Origin of the sequence: Deinococcus roseus, from assembly GCF_014646895.1 — a bacterium.
Lineage (GTDB): Bacteria > Deinococcota > Deinococci > Deinococcales > Deinococcaceae > Deinococcus_C > Deinococcus_C roseus.
The window spans coordinates 211,651-227,622 of the sequence record NZ_BMOD01000004.1; the positions used below are offsets into that span (position 1 = coordinate 211,651).

General features: G+C 56.0%; 16 protein-coding genes. 10 read left to right on the forward strand and 6 right to left on the reverse strand.

Going from position 1 to position 15,972, the window contains the following annotated elements; translation table 11 throughout:
* Nucleotides 1–40: 40 nt before the first annotated feature.
* From IEY52_RS08120 to IEY52_RS08130, 3 genes are read right to left on the reverse strand one after another with little or no spacing between them, the layout of a single operon-like run.
* Complete coding sequence (locus tag IEY52_RS08120; RefSeq protein WP_189002171.1) at nt 41–667, reverse strand: HAD family hydrolase; 627 nt, start codon at nt 665–667, stop codon at nt 41–43.
* Between the two features lie 10 nt (nt 668–677).
* On the reverse strand, nt 678–1,028 hold the full coding sequence (locus IEY52_RS08125; protein WP_189002172.1) for a cupin domain-containing protein: 351 nt from the start codon (nt 1,026–1,028) through the stop codon (nt 678–680).
* 10 nt (nt 1,029–1,038) lie between these two features.
* Entirely contained in the window at nt 1,039–1,356 is a 318-nt protein-coding gene (locus IEY52_RS08130; protein WP_189002173.1) for a hypothetical protein, read from the reverse strand.
* A gap of 98 nt (nt 1,357–1,454) precedes the next feature.
* On the opposite strand from IEY52_RS08130, the gene hspR reads away from it, so the two are divergent.
* The 6 genes from hspR (at nt 1,455) to IEY52_RS08160 (ending at nt 7,080) form a co-directional block, all read left to right on the forward strand.
* The gene (hspR, locus tag IEY52_RS08135; RefSeq protein ID WP_189002174.1) at nt 1,455–2,165 is read left to right on the forward strand and encodes a heat shock protein transcriptional repressor HspR, fused homodimer type; all 711 of its coding nucleotides are present in this window, start codon (nt 1,455–1,457) and stop codon (nt 2,163–2,165) included.
* An 11-nt stretch (nt 2,166–2,176) separates the two neighbouring features.
* Nucleotides 2,177–2,935 (forward strand): metallophosphoesterase, encoded by a 759-nt coding sequence (locus IEY52_RS08140; protein WP_189002175.1) that lies wholly within the window; start codon nt 2,177–2,179, stop codon nt 2,933–2,935.
* A 17-nt stretch (nt 2,936–2,952) separates the two neighbouring features.
* Entirely contained in the window at nt 2,953–3,723 is a 771-nt protein-coding gene (locus tag IEY52_RS08145; protein ID WP_189002176.1) for a metallophosphoesterase family protein, read from the forward strand.
* 176 nt (nt 3,724–3,899) lie between these two features.
* On the forward strand, nt 3,900–5,243 hold the full coding sequence (locus IEY52_RS08150) for a dipeptidase (RefSeq protein ID WP_189002177.1): 1,344 nt from the start codon (nt 3,900–3,902) through the stop codon (nt 5,241–5,243).
* A gap of 105 nt (nt 5,244–5,348) precedes the next feature.
* Nucleotides 5,349–5,570, forward strand: coding sequence for a hypothetical protein (locus IEY52_RS08155; protein ID WP_189002178.1), 222 nt, complete (start codon nt 5,349–5,351; stop codon nt 5,568–5,570).
* Nucleotides 5,571–5,856: 286 nt separating this feature from the next.
* On the forward strand, nt 5,857–7,080 hold the full coding sequence (locus IEY52_RS08160; protein WP_189002179.1) for a hypothetical protein: 1,224 nt from the start codon (nt 5,857–5,859) through the stop codon (nt 7,078–7,080).
* Between the two features lie 71 nt (nt 7,081–7,151).
* Here IEY52_RS08160 and IEY52_RS08165 read toward each other — a convergent pair whose 3' ends face one another.
* Nucleotides 7,152–8,144: a threonine ammonia-lyase gene (locus IEY52_RS08165; protein WP_189002180.1), complete on the reverse strand. Its 993-nt coding sequence runs from the start codon at nt 8,142–8,144 to the stop codon at nt 7,152–7,154.
* 42 nt (nt 8,145–8,186) lie between these two features.
* Here IEY52_RS08165 and IEY52_RS08170 point away from each other — a divergent pair, with 42 nt between their 5' ends.
* The 3 genes from IEY52_RS08170 (at nt 8,187) to IEY52_RS08180 (ending at nt 11,410) form a co-directional block, all read left to right on the forward strand.
* Complete coding sequence (locus IEY52_RS08170) at nt 8,187–9,590, forward strand: aminotransferase-like domain-containing protein (RefSeq protein ID WP_189002181.1); 1,404 nt, start codon at nt 8,187–8,189, stop codon at nt 9,588–9,590.
* Nucleotides 9,591–9,699: 109 nt separating this feature from the next.
* Nucleotides 9,700–10,140 carry a hypothetical protein gene (locus tag IEY52_RS08175; protein ID WP_189002182.1) on the forward strand — a complete coding sequence of 147 codons (441 nt, stop codon included), beginning with the start codon at nt 9,700–9,702 and terminating at the stop codon, nt 10,138–10,140.
* Nucleotides 10,141–10,390: 250 nt separating this feature from the next.
* Complete coding sequence (locus IEY52_RS08180; protein WP_189002183.1) at nt 10,391–11,410, forward strand: GGDEF domain-containing protein; 1,020 nt, start codon at nt 10,391–10,393, stop codon at nt 11,408–11,410.
* A 22-nt stretch (nt 11,411–11,432) separates the two neighbouring features.
* Here the strand turns inward: IEY52_RS08180 and IEY52_RS08185 are convergent, their stop codons facing one another.
* On the reverse strand, nt 11,433–12,959 hold the full coding sequence (locus IEY52_RS08185) for a GMC family oxidoreductase (protein WP_189002184.1): 1,527 nt from the start codon (nt 12,957–12,959) through the stop codon (nt 11,433–11,435).
* A 92-nt stretch (nt 12,960–13,051) separates the two neighbouring features.
* On the opposite strand from IEY52_RS08185, the gene IEY52_RS08190 reads away from it, so the two are divergent.
* Complete coding sequence (locus tag IEY52_RS08190) at nt 13,052–13,501, forward strand: PaaI family thioesterase (protein ID WP_189002185.1); 450 nt, start codon at nt 13,052–13,054, stop codon at nt 13,499–13,501.
* A 167-nt stretch (nt 13,502–13,668) separates the two neighbouring features.
* Here the strand turns inward: IEY52_RS08190 and IEY52_RS08195 are convergent, their stop codons facing one another.
* A complete protein-coding gene (locus IEY52_RS08195) occupies nt 13,669–15,633 on the reverse strand; it encodes an alpha-amylase family glycosyl hydrolase (protein WP_189002186.1) in 1,965 nt (654 codons plus the stop codon).
* Nucleotides 15,634–15,972 lie beyond the last annotated feature (339 nt).

Here is a 15,972-nt window from a genome sequence, read left to right on the forward strand (position 1 = left end):
CCGCAAAACGGCCTACCCCAGTCTCAGGTCAAACCCTGCATCAGGGGCACAGGTCCAGCAAGGCATCCAGAGAATCTGCGATCACATCTGGATGCACGGTTTCCAGAATGTCTTTGCTGTGGGTGCCCCAGGTCACTGCATAGGTTTTCAGACCTGCAGCCTTGCCTGCCAGCACATCCGCAGTGGTGTCCCCCACCATCCAGAGCCCAGGGGCCTGCAAAGTTTCCAGAGCCGCAAAAATCACATCTGGCTCAGGTTTGTGGGCAAAACCCTCGGTGCCCTGAATGTGGTCCAGGTAAGGGGTGAGGCCCAGTTTTTCACTGACCAGTCTGGCCACCCTGGGGTATTTGGTGGTGGCCACGGCAAGGGAATACCCTCTGCCTTTCAGAATGGTCAGTGTCTCCAGCACACCAGGATAAAAACGGGTGTAAACCGTGCAGTTTTCATCGTAGTAGGCACGGTAAGCCGCAATCAGGGCATCCATGTCTGCATCAGGCAAGAAGGTGTGAAACATCTCCCGCAGTGGGCGTCCGATCAGGGCACGGACATGTTCTTCTTCAGGAGCAGCATGTCCTGCATTCACGCAGGCCTGCTGAAAAGCCACAGTGATGTCACGGGCAGAGTCAATGAGGGTGCCATCCAGATCAAAAACGATTGCAGAGCGCATGGGTTTCACTTTACCCGATCTGTTCGATGACCACCCGATCTCCCACGGTGCTGGGGCTGGACACCACCAGGAAATGCACATCTGCAGCACTGAGGTTCATGGCAGTGTGGGAACGCAAAGCAGGCACATGCACCCCCTCCTGGGCAGTCAACAGAACATCTCCCGTCTGGAACCGCAGGGTGAGTTCTCCCGAAAGCACATAAAAGAACTGCTCTGCCTGCTCATGGTAATGGGCGATCTCCTGGGTGCCTGCAGGCATCCTTTCCTGGATGACACTGAGACCGGGTTGCTGCAACAGCTTCCAGCCGTCACAGCTGCCACCCCACACATAATGTTCGCTGTTGTGAATGCTGGCCTTCATTGGGACACCCTCATCTGGATGTTTTCTGGATGGCTTTTGAAGCCCGGTTTTCCCTGCGGATCAGGCCCAGAATGATGCCAGGCAGGGCAGCCAGCAATCCCACATTCCAGCCAAAGACATACAGGTATTTGCCAGCAGCTTCCAGCGGAGTTTCTCCCAGGTTCAGCCAGCCGGTAAACTTCAAAACCCCAAAGAGTGCCCCCACCAGGGCCACACCCAGAACGCCCCCCAGAACGCCCATCCAGATCTTTCCAGAAATTCGGGTCAACCAGTAGGCCAGAAAGAAACTGGCCGGGAAAAGCAACAAGACATGAATCAAGAAACGCATCGCGTCCTCCTTGTTTCATAGTACGCATCCCATGCCCCGGGTGTTCCCTGACCTGACCTGATCGGAACACACTGAGAAAACATTTGTATACTGGTGTCATGCCGAATGAAGGTAAAGACCGTCCCGTATACGTCATCTCGGTTGCGGCAGAACTGGTGGACATGCATCCGCAAACCCTCAGGCTGTACGAGCGCAAAGGACTGATCCGTCCAGGACGCTCCAGCGGGAAAACCCGCCTTTACAGCGAACGGGACATTGAATACCTCAAAGAAATCCGCAGGCTGACCCAGGAACTGGGCGTCAACCTGGCCGGTGTTGAAGAAGTGATGCGGCTCCAGCATGAACTGGACGACCTGCAAGACGATTTTGAAAGCGAAATTCGCCGTATTGAACTGGCCATTGAGGAGAAAGTCAGCAGCCAGCCTCTGGCTCTGCCTTCCAGTGGAGGTCCCATCGATCCCAGGGACCGCCCTGTATATGTCATCTCCATTGCAGCAGAATTGGTGGACATGCACCCGCAGACCCTCAGGCTGTACGAGCGCAAAGGGCTGATCCGTCCGGGCCGTTCCAGCGGGAAAACCCGCCTTTACAGTGAGCGGGACATTGACCACCTGAGGGAAATCCGCCGCTTCACCCAGGAACTGGGGGTCAACCTGGCCGGGGTGGAGGAAATCATGCGCCTCAGGCACCGCCTGGAGGACATGCAGGCCGCCTTTGAGAAGGACATCAACCGCATTCATCAGGACCTCACCGAACGCATGACCCATTTCCGCACCTTGCCCCCTCCACAGGAGACCGAAGAGGAATGAGCTTATACGTCATGAGCGACATTCACGGTCGCTACGCCAATTTTGTTCAGCTGCTCAAGCAGGCCTGGATCATTGACGACGACCTGGACTGGATGGGCGGCGAAGACGACCTGCTGATCCTGCTGGGAGATTACATGGACCGGGGGGAACACGGCATTGAGGTGCTGGACCTGGTGATGCGCCTGAAAAAACAGGCCCCCAGCAACGTGTTTGCATTGCTGGGAAACCACGATCTGCATTTGCTGGCCACCCACTTTCATCCCAGTTACGACAGTCCCACCGCCTGCTCTCCACGCATCGACCATTTTCTGCGCAACGGTGGGCAACGGCGGGATCTGGAACGCCTGACCCCGGAACATGTGACTTTCTTGCAAAACATGCCCGTGATGTTCAAGTTCGGTCCTTTCCTGTTCATGCACGCAGACAACATGATGTACCTGAATTACGGGCGCAATGTGGATGCAGTGAATGCAGCTTTCAAAGGCCTGCTGAGCATTCCCATTCCCGAAAAATGGGATGACCTGATTGCCCAGTTCAGTGAACGCAAAGCCTTTTTGCACCAGCCCCACAATGCCAGACAGGTGCTCAGCACTTTTGGAGGCAGCCGCATCATTCACGGCCACACCCCCATTTACCACATGACCGGAGAAAAAGCCGATTACTACCTGCGGGTGCTCAAAGATGCCCTGCTGTACTGCGAGGGCATGTGCATCAATGTGGATGGAGGTCTCGCAGACTCCAGGCCTCCGGGCATTCTGCTGAAACTCTGAGGACAGGTCCCTGACTGATGGCAATCTTCGTCCTCTCTGACATCCATGGCCGCCTGAAAGAAATGCTTGCATTGCTGCATTCCCACGGCCTGATTGACCGGGAGGTCAATTACACTGGCAGAAACCACACCCTGGTTTTTCTGGGGGATTACACCGACCGGGGCGAACACGGCAAAGAAGTGCTGGATGTGGTGATGCGCCTGAGCCACCAGGCTCCTGATCAGGTGCATGCCCTGCTGGGCAACCATGATTTGATGCTGCTGGCCGCCGCCCTGCACCCCAACCACCAGGGCAAGGACGCCCGTTACACCCTCAAAGACTTCTGGCTGAACAATGGAGGCCAGAAACGGGACCTCAGGCACCTGCAACCCCACCACATCGAATGGCTGCAAAGCCGTCCTGCATTGCTGAAGCTCGGGGAATACCTGTTCATGCACGCAGACAGCCTGATGTACCTGCGTTATGGGCGCAATCTCCGTGATGTCAACTGGTTTTTCAGGCAGGTGATGTGCTTTGGAGACGCTGCCCTGTGGGCCATCCTGATTGAAGAGTTCACCGAAAGGCGGGCCTTCTTTCAGGACACCACCCTGATTCAGCCGGTTCTGGAAGCCTTCGGAGGAAGCTGCATGGTGCATGGTCACACCCCGATTCATTACATGCTGGGCATTGAACGCGACGCAGTGCTGACCCTCACCGAGCCTTACATGTACGCCAATGGCAAATGCATCAATGTGGATGGGGGATTGTCGGATTCACGTGCACGGGGCGTGATTCTGGAATTGCCCTGACGGATCTGAACAAGCATCAGGCTGATTTGCTGGACCCTGGCCATCAGCAAAAAACCTCCTGAAAGCCTGCATGCTCTCAAGACCAAAAATCCCACCCAGCAGGGTTCCTTCCTGGGGCACCACCCATTCTGTCCCAAACATCTTGACCTGTTCTCTAGACAGGTTATAATCCCGTCATGCAATTTGACCAGGATCTGGCTTTACAGGAGCTCTTCACGTTTCTTCGCATGCCCTCGGTGTCTGCAGACAGTGCCTACGGGGCCGGGATGCAGCAAGCTGTGGAATTTCTGCAAAGCAAACTGACCGAACTGGGGTTCAAAGCCCAGATCAATCCCACCGCAGGGCACCCGGTGGTGTATGCCGAACGCCTCACCGCTGCAGGGAAGCCCACCGTGATGATCTACGGTCACTACGATGTGCAGCCCGAAGCCCCTCTGGAAGAGTGGAAAACCCCTCCTTTTGAACCCACCATCAAAAATGGCCGCATCTACGCCAGAGGCTCCACAGACGACAAAGGGCAACTGTACGCCCATGTGAAAGGCATCGAAACCCTGCTGAAAGAACAGGGAGAACTGCCCGTCAACATCAAGATTCTTTTTGAAGGCGAAGAAGAAATTGGCAGCCCAAACCTGGCCAGTTACCTGGAAGAGCACAAAGCTGAACTTCAGGCCGATGTGATCCTGATTTCAGACGGCTCACGCTTCTCTGCAGACACCCCCTCCATCACTTATGGTTTGCGTGGCCTGAGTTACATCGAGGTGCACGTGCAGGGGGCTTCCCGTGACCTGCACAGCGGGGCTTATGGCGGTGCTGTACCCAACCCCATCAATGCCCTCTGCGAGATGATTGCCCAGCTGAAAGACGACCAGGGTCATGTGACCATTCCTGGCTTCTACGACGGCATCCAGGACCTGACCCAGCAAGAGAGGGACATGTGGGAAGGTCTGCCCTTCGATGAAAAGCAGTGGGGGGCGTCCATTGGCATTGACACCTTCCCTGGAGAAAAAGGCTTCAGCGTGCTGGAACGCATCTGGGCACGCCCAACCCTGGACGTGAACGGCATCTGGGGGGGCTATCAGGGCGAAGGTGCAAAAACCGTGATTGCGGCAAAAGCTGGGGCCAAGATCAGCATGCGTCTGGTGCCCGGTCAGGACCCCACCCGCATCACCGAGCTGGCCCTGAACCACATTCCCACCCTGGCCCCTGAAGGCGTGAAAGTGCATGCTTTTGAGCACCACGGTGGCGATCCTTTCGTGGTGGACCTGAACAGTCCTTACGTGAAAGCAGCCAACACCGCCCTGCAGAAGGTTTACAACCGGGATGCAGTGTTCATCCGCACCGGGGGCAGCATCCCCATTGCCGCCACTTTCACCCGCATTGTGGGGGCACCCATTTTGTTTGTGGACATGGGCCTGGACATTGATGCCCCCCACAGCCCCAATGAGAGTTTCGCGGTGCAGGATTATCTGAATGGCATCCTGACCAGTGCTTATGTGCTGGAAGAGATTGGGAAGCTGTAAAACCTTCAACAAAAGAACCCTTCCAGAGCAAATCTGGAAGGGTTCTTTTGCAGGGCTTTTGCGAATGACACATCATCCTCACCACTGCCCATTTCATCATGAGGCATGAACGTGTGGCGCAGAATTCAGGCCTTTTATTTCAGAACCAGACAGACCCTGCAGGTGTGGGCCCAGATCTACCGTCAGGTGGTGGGCATCTGGCGGATGTTTCGAAGTGCCCAGCAACCTGCTTCCCAGCCAAACCAGCGCCAGCCCCGCAGCCACACCCAGGCCACCATCAAAAATGGTCGCACCATTGATGTGGATGTGATTCCACCCCAGCGTTGAGCTGCAAAACCCCTGCAAACCTTCCTGATCCCTCCAGTGCTGGAGGGATTTTTTGCATTTGATGCACCTTCAGATTTACGCTTTTCTGCAGCTGAAAAGTAAGAACTTTGAAGGATTTCTTTCGGTATTGTGGTTTACAGATTGACCCGCGGACCCACACCTGTGATTTTCCAGAGGTGCGGTTCTGGCCGGGCTTTTTTCGGGTTTGATCTGCTTTTGCTGGCTGTAAGTGCGGCGTTTTCAGTTGCGTTTGCTCCCTGACCCTAAGGAATCCCAGAGGACCCCCATGAACACCTATACCGTCACCCTGGAACAGGCCACCGAAATCACCCTGATCATCCTTGGACACAACGTGCAAGACGCCATTCATCAGGCACGTGCCACCCTTAATGCGGCCCATCTGCATGAGAATCCCAGCACGCCCCTCTCCATGTCCACAGCCACCTACACCTTCACAGAGGTGCAAACCCCCAAGGTCAGACAGCTCAGCCCGGCCCAGCCTTTCTTGAAGTTCAATGCGGTTCCCACCTCTGCCCGAACCGAAGAAATGGTTTACCTGCCCGTCAATGAATTGCTGGCCGTGTGGGATGTTGTGCGCATTCTGCCTCCCACCACCCTGGGGGCCAATTTCACCGTGCAGGGCTGTGTGCTGACCACCCCTCTGGAAAGCAGCCTGCTGTGCAGCAACCACCCTGAAGTGCTGGTGGCCTCTCAGAAACTTCCTGACCCGGATCGCCTGCAATTCCATGCCAGTCGGGAGGATTTCTGGATTTCCTTCCTGACCCCCAAAGGCTGGCGGGACACCCCTCACATCAACTGGGCTTCCATTCAGCATCTGGAACATGACATCCTGCAGCTTGATCCGTCTCAGAGCAGTGAATTGCATGTGTTCGAGGTGAAACTCTTCTGCAACGCCACCCGCCGTCTGCTGGTGGCCGCCCACTCCGAACAAGAAGCCCTGGGACGTGCCCAGGGCCGTCCGGTGGCTTACCCTGCTCCGTTCACGCCCACCATGGACCCTGCGTATTCGGTGGCTCCAACCCCGGGTCTGCACACCTATCTGGGTCTTTATGTCAACGCGCCACAAAGCCTGGATGCCAAAGACCAGTTCCTGGCCATCATGCCTCTGGAAGAGGTGCTGTCCTGCTTTGAAACCATCAAGCCCCTTCCAGAACGCCTGCAGTCTCTGGAAGTGATGGTGCGAGCTGGCCTGGTGGATCTGGATGACCTGCAAGAACGCCCTTCCTGTCCAGAAGCGGCCCACCTGGCCATCCTGTGTTCAGAGGTCAGTTTGCTGTCTCCTCAGGAAAATGCCCGTTGCCTGATGACCCATGACCGCTTCCGGCTGTTCTTTTCCCGCAAGCAATCTTTGCAGCCCTCTCCCCGAAAACAGAATCAGGACACCGAGGCCAGCCAGACCCTGCTGACCTTCGATGTGCCCTGGAACGATGTGGAGACCGCCATGTCGGACATCCGCACTGTGAATTACCAGATGTACGTGGAAAACTGACCAGACCCATCAGAGAAAACAGAAAAAACAGAGAGACCTGCAATGCAGGTCTCTTTTGCAATGGATGGAGTTCAGTGCAGCACAGCTTTCAGGTGCTCCAGCGAAGTGTTGCCTCCAGAGAGGATCACGCCGATTTTCTTGCCCTGCAATTGCTCACGCAGCTGGCGTGCCCCTGCAAGTGCAGCTGCACCTGCCCCTTCTGCCAGGGTATGAGCATCGGTGAGACAATGGTGCATGGCTGTGCGGATTTCGTCGTCTGAGACCAGCACAAAGTCTGTCAGGCAGGCCTGCATGATGCTCTGGGTGAGGGCGTAACCTGCTCCGGTGGCCAGTCCTTCTGCAAAGGTTTCGTTGCTGGCGGTCAGGAGTTCCCGGTGTTTCCAGGAAAGATAAGCAGCAGGAGAAGCAGCGGCCTGCACAGCAATCACCTGACAGGTGGGTTTGAGGGTTTTCACGGCCAGACAGGTGCCTGCTGCGCTGCTGCCTCCTCCAACCGCCACCAGAATGACCTGCAGATCCGGGGCTTCTTCGAGCATTTCCAGAGCGATGGTGCCCACGCCTGCAATGATGCGGGGTTCATTGGCTGCCTGAATCATGTGGTATCCGTGCTGTTTTGCAAGATGTTCAGCATGGGCGCGGGCATCGTCAAAGCGAGCACCGTACAGGACCACTTCTGCTCCCAGGTTTTGCATGGCCCGCACTTTCAGAGGGTTGGCTTCTGCGGGCATCACAATGGTGGCTTTGACCCCATGGCAGTGGGCTGCGTAAGCCACAGACTGTCCGTGGTTGCCGGTGGAATAGGAGATCACCCCCCGCTTCAGTTCTGCAGGGTCCATCTGGGAAAGCAGGTAAAGCCCACCCCTGACCTTGAATGCACCAGTGAGATGGGTGTTTTCATGTTTGATCAGGCATGGGGTGCCCAGCCACTGGTTCAGGGCAGGATGGCTGATCAGTGGTGTGCGAAACAGATGTCGGGAGATCACCTGACGGGCATGCAAGATCTCATGGAAGGAAGGCCAGTGTTCTTGCAAATCTGCAGGAGAGGGAAGTGCTACTGTTTCCATATTGATAGCGCTATCTATATTCTTCATATATGATGATAGCACATGACTTCTGAAGCTTCCAGACGCTCCTCCGAACGCATCTACCAGGAGCTGAAACAGCACATCCAATCCAGCATGAAACCCGGAGCTCCCCTCCCCTCTTCGCGCAGTCTGGTGGAGCAACACCAGGCCAGCCCCAACACCATCCAGAAAGTGGTTTCCAGATTGATGCAGGAAGGTCTGGTGGTCAGTCGCGCCGGACGGGGGGTGTTTGTGGCAGAAAAACCGCAAATCACATCCAGCACAGCAGACTTCGGGTGGCAATCGGTGCTGCTGGGGGCCAGCCCTGCCCTGCAACAAGATTTCCAGAGCCTGTACACTCCGGCACCTGCAGGGGTGATTCCACTGGGCAGTGGATATCTGGATGCCAGTTTGCAACCCGGTGCGCTGCTGGCGGCTGCCATGCAAAGGGCTTCCCGGCGACCCCTGATCTGGGACCGCATTTCTCCTGAAGGACTGGAACCCCTGCGCAACTGGTTCGCCCAGAAACTTGGTGTGCAGGCCCAGAATACCCTGATCACCTCTGGAGCGCAAACAGCCCTCTCCACGGTCTTCAGCGTGCTGGCCCACTCGGAAGGCCTTCCGGTGCTGGTAGAATCCCCCTGCCATCTGGGCACCCTCGCCATTTTGCGGTCTTGTGGCATGAAACCCATACCGGTTCCGGCGGACCATGCTGGGATGCGTCCTGATTTGCTGGAACAGCTTCTGCAAAGCACCTCAGCCCGGATCCTGACCTGCCAGCCCACCTACCAGAATCCCACAGGCCTGTGCTGGCCTGAACAGCGCAGAAAAGACATCCTTGCCCTCTGCAAAAAACACGGGGTGCTGATTGTGGAAGATGGCGCCACCCAGGATCTGGGCCTGGACGGACCTCCTCCTCCCAATCTGGTGAAAATGGCTCCAGAACAGGTGGTTCATGTGTACTCCCTGACCAAGCCTGTGGCGGCAGGTTTGCGCATCGCAGCCATTGCGGCCACAGGCCCTGTTCTGCAACGCCTGAGAACCGCCCTGGTGGTGGATGACCTTTTTGTGACCGGGGTGATGCAGGAAGCCGCCCTGGAACTGGTGACTTCTGCCCAGTGGTCCAGACACCTGAAAACCGTTCAGGGCACCCTGAAAGAACGACGGGATGTGCTGGTGGGTCAGGTGCAGGTCCATCTGCCCAACTGGAAAATCCAGCATGTGCCCACCGGAGGGTTTTACATCTGGGTCAAACTGCCAGAAGACCAGGACGATGCTGTCTTTGCCAGATTGGCCCTGCAACATGGAGTGCAGGTCAGTGCAGGACATGCCTGGTTTCCTGCAGAAAGCGAAGGACCACACCTCCGTCTGAGTTATGCCGGAGCCAGCCTGGAACAGATCAGGCAGGGCGTGACCACTCTGGCTGATCTGGGTTCAAAAAAATAAATCCAGAAGGCTTTGAACTTTTGACCTGCCAGGTTCCGTATCTTGCTCAGCTCAATCGAACAAGAAAGCAGGTCATCCTGTGGGAAACAAAATACAGAGAACGTGCAATGTGTGTGAGCACCAGTGGCTTGCAGATCAGGAATTCGAAACCAAACTCTTCCGGGAAGCCGCCAATGAAGCCCTGAAAGCAGAAATTTCCCAGCGTGGTTTGCTTAAACTGGACCTCACCCGCCTGATTCAGAAACGGGTGCAGGCCAGTGTGGGCCGTTCTGTGCTGGGAAATTCAGTGGCCGCCCAGGAACTTCGCATCTCCCGCACCTGCCCCAGCTGTCAGACCTACCAGAAGTTCACCGAAAGACCCTTTGACACAGCAGATGTGCGTCAGGTGGCACAGGCACTGAACCTGGACACCCCTGAAAGCAAAGAACCTGCCCTCCTCCCTGTCCGGGATTTGCTGGGAGAACTGGATCATTTGCTGGAATTGTTTTCTCAGCGCAAGATCACCTCTGAAGAGTTCACAAAGCGGCAACAGGCCCTGATCCAGTTCTGATTTCTGGAAACAACCCAGCATCCAGGAAACCATTTCATCTGGGTTTTAACTTCAGGTGGCATTTTGAAATGGAGTGAGTTCCCAAACCCTCTTTAACCCCAGACGCAAGTCTGGGTTTTTTCAACCCAGTGCCCAGACGCAAGTCTGGGTTTTTTCATGACCCACCTGGGTGTTGCAGAACCGCACCCTGCCTCATGTTGGCTTCAGCAAATTCCACCCAACTGGCCCGAAAGCAGTTATCATGGAACAGATGACCACACAGCCAGAACAGGTACTCCACAGTCTGCTGAAGGCCTCCAGTGAGCGCTCCAGCCGCGATTTCCTCCACGTGCTGGCCCATGAACTGTCCTCCCTTTTTGGCGCAGAACGTGTGCTGGTTGCTGAATCTCTAGACATTTCCAGAGCTCAGGTGCGTCTGGTTGCGGGTTTTGAAGGGGAAGCAGACCTCACAGATGCCGTGCTGGATGTTTCCACTTTGCCCTGCAACGAAGTGTATGCCGGAGAGGTGGTGGCTTTCACTGCAGGCCTGCAGGAACAATTTCCACTTGCAGCCCCTTACCAGAGTTACCTGGGCTGGCCCCTGCTGGATGCCACAGGTCAATTGATTGGACATTTTGCGCTTTATTCCAGACAGGCAGACCTTGCCTGGGACCAGCAACTGCTGGCCCCTGTTGCACGCATCATGGAGTCTGAAGTGCACCGCATCCTGCTGGAACGGGAACAGGAGCGGCTGAGCCAGGAGCTCAGTTCATTGAACGAAAAGCTTTTGCAAGAAAGCATTCTGGACCCCCTGACCGGCCTGCTCAACCGCCAGCATTTCACCCAGTTGCTGCTGGGCGAATTCCTGCGCTTCAAACGGTATGGAGAAAGCTTCGGGCTTTTGACCATTGGGGTGGATGAGTTCCGCCGCATCAACGACCGCTTTGGGCACGATGCTGGAGACATGGTGATCAAAGAAGTGGCTGCAGCCATCAATCAGGAAATCCGCCATGGGGTGGACATGACCGCCCGGCTTTCCGGAGAAGAGTTTGTGGTCCTTGCCGTGCACGCACGCCTGGACAATGCTGCTGTGCTGGCAGAACGCCTGAGGCGTCGTCTGGGACAGCTCAGTTACACCCTGCCCGAAGGCACCCTGAAAGTCACTTGCTGCGTGGGCATCAGTGTGGTCGCTCCAGAAGACAGCACCTGGGAACAGGTGCTCAAACGGGCCAACATTGGTCTGTACGAGGCCAAATCCAGGGGTCGCAATCAGGTGGTGGCCTGGGTTTAACCCGCAGAACGGGTCTGTAAAATCAGTTCTGCAGAATCCATTCTGCGGCCCGCTCTGCCACCATCATTGTGGGAAACTGGGTGTTGGCTCTGGGCAGTGTGGGCATCACTGAAGCATCTGTGATGTAGAGGTTTTTCAAACCCCTCACCTGCAAACGGTCATCGACCACTGCCTGATTGTGGTCTCCCATCTGGCAGGTGCCCACAGGGTGATAGAGGGTTTGCAGGCTGTTCTGCACATGAAATTGCAGGTCCTTGTGGGCAGGCAGGAGCTCTTTGCCCTTGAAGGGTTTCAGGGCTGCCTGACTGGCAATCTCGCGGGCCACCTCCAGACCCCGAATCAGGGCATAGAGGTCTTCGGGTTCCTGCAGGTAATGGGGATCAATCAGGGGTGGGGACAACGGATCTGAATTCTCCACCCACAAAGAGCCTCTGCTGGATGGAGTGAGCAGGGTGGGACCGATGCTGAAAGCAGGCATGGGTGGAGGGGTGATGCCATGGTCCCGGTAGTACACCGGAGCCATGTGGTATTGCAGATCAGGTGCAGTGAGGCTGGACTGGCTTTTGATGAACCCCCCTGCTTCTGCAATGTTGCTGGTCAGGGGTCCCTGTTTTCTGAGGGCATAGTTGAGCACATGCTGGGGTTGCAGGGCAGTTTCCAGTGTGTCTGAAGTGGTGGCCTGGAAAATCAGAGGAACGGCTGGGTGGTCTTGCAGGTTGCGGCCCACCCCGGGCAAAGCATGTTCCAGAGCTATGCCTGCAGCCTTCAGAATGCGGGGATCTCCAATGCCTGAGTGCATCAACAGATGGGGAGAGTGGATGGCCCCAGCAGTCAGAATCACTCCACGGGTGGCAAAAGCATTGCGCACCTCACCTCCCTGCAGGTAAGTCACCCCTCTGGCGATTTTGTTGTGCAGCAAAATGCGCAGCACCTGTGCTCTGGTTTTGAGGGTGTACCCTGAAATGCCCTGCAGATAGGCATGGTAGGGGGAATGACGCTCTCCCCTGCGGTGGTTGACATGGTAGACCCCAAAACCATTGGGGTTCCCGTTGTTGAAGTCCTGGGTGGCAGGGTATCCCAGTTGCACTGCAGCCCGCAAAAACGCTCTGGTGATGGGATGGGTGAATTCCCGCTCACTGACCCGCATGGGGCCGCCCTGTCCATGCTGGGGGGTTTTCAGGAAGTGCCCTTCGATGCGTTGAAAATAAGGCAGCACCTGATCCCAGGACCAATCTGCTCCCCAGGCAGCGTAATCTTGCTGGTGTCCCCACATCACGATCATGGCATTGATGGCCCCGGACCCGCCCAGGGTTTTGCCTCTGGGCCAGTAAAGGGTCCTGCCCAGCAGGTGCCTCTGGGGCTGGGTGTACAGCTGCCAGTCATAGGTGGTTCGGAACAGTTGACTGAACGCAGCGGGAATCTTGATGCGGGGATCGTGATCCCTTCCTCCGGCTTCCAGCAGCAGCACGCTGGCTCCCGCATCCAGCAACCTGCGGGTGACCACACATCCTGCACTGCCTGCGCCGATCACGATGAAGTCATGGGTCATGGTGTAGCCTTCAGCCTACCAGATGGGAACAGGCAAGTGATCTGTCACCCATTTTAAACTCAGTATAAAAATCTGCTATGATGGGGGCACCTATGCAAACCGAAATGCTCAACCAGATGCTGGCAACGGTTCCCTTCAATGGCTGGATGAATGTGCAGGTCACCGGGCTGCAAAAAGGTGCAGCCACCTGCACCCTGGAACCCCGCAGAGAACTGCTCAACCACATTGGCACCCTGCATGCTGCAGTGCAATTTGGATTGGCGGAATCCGCCTGTGGTGCAGCCATCGCCAGTTCCCTCCCTGGAGGCCTTCTGGCTTACACCCCCCTGATCACCAGAGTGGACTTTCAGTATCTTGCAGCCCTGAAAGGCAAAGGCACTGCCCGGGCACAAATTGCAGAAGATGCCCTGGAAAACCTGCTTTCAGAGCTGGAAGTTGCAGGCAGAACCCGCGTCAATGTGCAGGTGGAAGTCACAGGAGAAGATGGTGTGGTTGCCGCTGCTGGCACGCTGGAGTGGTACGTGCGCAAAAACCAGAATTGATCTCCTGAAGCAAGCAAAGAACCCCGAACATTCGGGGTTCTTTGCTTGTGGGAAGTTGCGGAGCGCAGATCAGGTTGAAGGGCAGCAATCAGAAAGGTGACGGAGGGTCTGAAGAGGCAGAGAAGAGATGGAGAGAGACATTGAAGAGGAAAGGTGAGGTGTGAGGATCAGGGTTGCCAGTTGCCGCCACTGTAGGTGACAGGACCCGTGGAAGGCACGGTGTAGCTGCGGTTGCTTCCACCTTCCCAGGTGACCGCTGCATTGTTGTCTCCGGGTTTCTTGATGAATTTGAACTGGACGGCTCCGGCAGGCAGGGTGGCCGTGGTCTTCCAGGTGCACACCGAACCCGAGCAGTTGCTGGCCGTCATGGGCAGGGCATTTGCGGTGTTCCATGCACCCAGTTCGGTGGTGTTGCCCACCAGATAGAGGCTCTGGCCCACCCAGGTGCTGGCAGAAACCTGGAACGTCACAGCAGTACCCGTGGGAGGTGGCGGGGTGCCGCCTGCCTTATAGATGGCCATGCTCTGGGCTGGAATGCTGACGGGGAGGCTTCCACTGGTCACGGTGGCAGTGGATGGAGCGCCTGCAGCCAGTTGATCGGTGAAGACCGTTCCATTGGTCAGGGCTGCTTTGTCGGTGGCACTGATTCCGCTGCTCTGAATGGGCACATTGATGCTGGAGGTGGAGGTGGAGGTGTTGATCACCACCACAATGCGGTTGCTGCCACTGCCCCGGTAATAGGCAAACACGTTCTGTCCGCCATTGGGACGCCAGAGTTCAGTGTAACTGCCTTTCCAGAGGGCTTCGTTGCTGGTGCGAATGCCGGTGAGTTTCTTCAGGTAATCGTAGGTGGCTTTGGGGGTTGCGCCACCTGCCAGGAATCCGCTGGCCGTGGTGTTTCTGCCGGTGTCGGTCCAGGCCCAGGAAGGCATGTCTTTGCGGTTGTCCGGGTCCGTTCCGCCGTACATCCCGATTTCATCTCCGTAGTAGATTTGCGGAATACCAGGAACCGTGAACAGGGAGCCCAGAGCCAGCTGGTAACGCTTGCGAATATCGGTTTCAGCCACACCTGCGCCAGGTTCGTTGAGGAAACGCTGCACATCGTGGTTGTCCAGCAAATTGATGGTCAGCAGGGAGCGGTCTGCACCCCAGGTGGTGTAATAGCTGCTGATCTTGCTGGCCAGAATGTCCAGGCTTCCTCCCTTGGCAATGGAATCCACAAAGGCTTTTCTGAGCGGGAAGTTGATCACCGAATCAAAGCCAGCATTCATGAAGGGGGTCAGGTCGCTGGGGTTGGTGTCGTAGAAGGCTTCTGCAAAAGTGAACACATTGGCTTTGGCTGCATTGATGCCCGGAACCCAGCTGCCAGACCAGTAGCTGTTGGGAACGTGTCGGGCGGTGTCCATGCGAATGGAGTCCACATTGTAGGTGGTGACCCACTGCTTGGAAAGGTTGGTCAGGTAACTGGCCACTGCACTGTTTTCCTGAGCAAAGTCAGGCAGGGCGTACAGGTCACAGTAAATGTCTGGATCGCCCAGATAAGTGCACTGGGGCTTGGGGGGGTGAATCCAGCTGGGTTGCTGGGTGGTGATGGGTGCCCCCACCCCTCCGTGGTTGACCACCATGTCCATGATGTATTTCATGTTGTAGGTGCTGTTGTGCATGGTGGTGATCAGGTTGGTGAGGTCTGTACCACTGCCCAGTTTGGGTTCGATGTTGATGTTGCCCGGGTAGCTGTATTTGGGCCAGTAGCCGTGATAGCCACAAGAACCGTCACTCTGTTGACCCACCTGTTCATAAACGGGAGTGGTCCAGATGGCCGTGGCACCCAGATCCTTGATGTAAGCCAGCTTGTTTTGCAAACCCTGGAGGTCGCCCCCGTGAAATTTGCGGGCATTGGCAGGGTCAAAACAGTTGGCCGATCCAGCATTGTCATTGGCAGTGTTGCCATTGGAGAACCGGTCTGTGAAGAGCAGGTAGATCACCTGTTTGCGCCAGTCATCAATGGCGCTTCCACTGATGGTCTGGGGTTTGATGCTGGTCTGGTTGGACAGAGAAACCTGGGGGGTCTGCTGGCTGCAGGCGGCAAGAGACAGGGTCAGCAGGGCCAATACACCATGACGTTTCTTCACGGAGGAGTGCTCCTTTCAGGCTTGGTGGTTGATTTGTTTGTGTTGAATAGATGATAGCCCATTGGTGCTTAAACTGGAAGCAATTCCAGGATTGTATACAGCGATTTGTCTATACATATATTCAAAATGATCACAACTTCATATTTTCAAATTCGGTTTCTCGCAAGGGCGCATGGAAACCGAGGTTTTTTAAAACGACCAAAAGAATATTTCTCTTACTGGACGCATTTTTCTGTAAACCTGCCTTCCGATGCACCTGCACAGGACAATGACAAGAATAATATTTTGCAATACTTACTTTTCTTTTAATTGTCAATTTGCCACCTTGCCTCCCAGCGA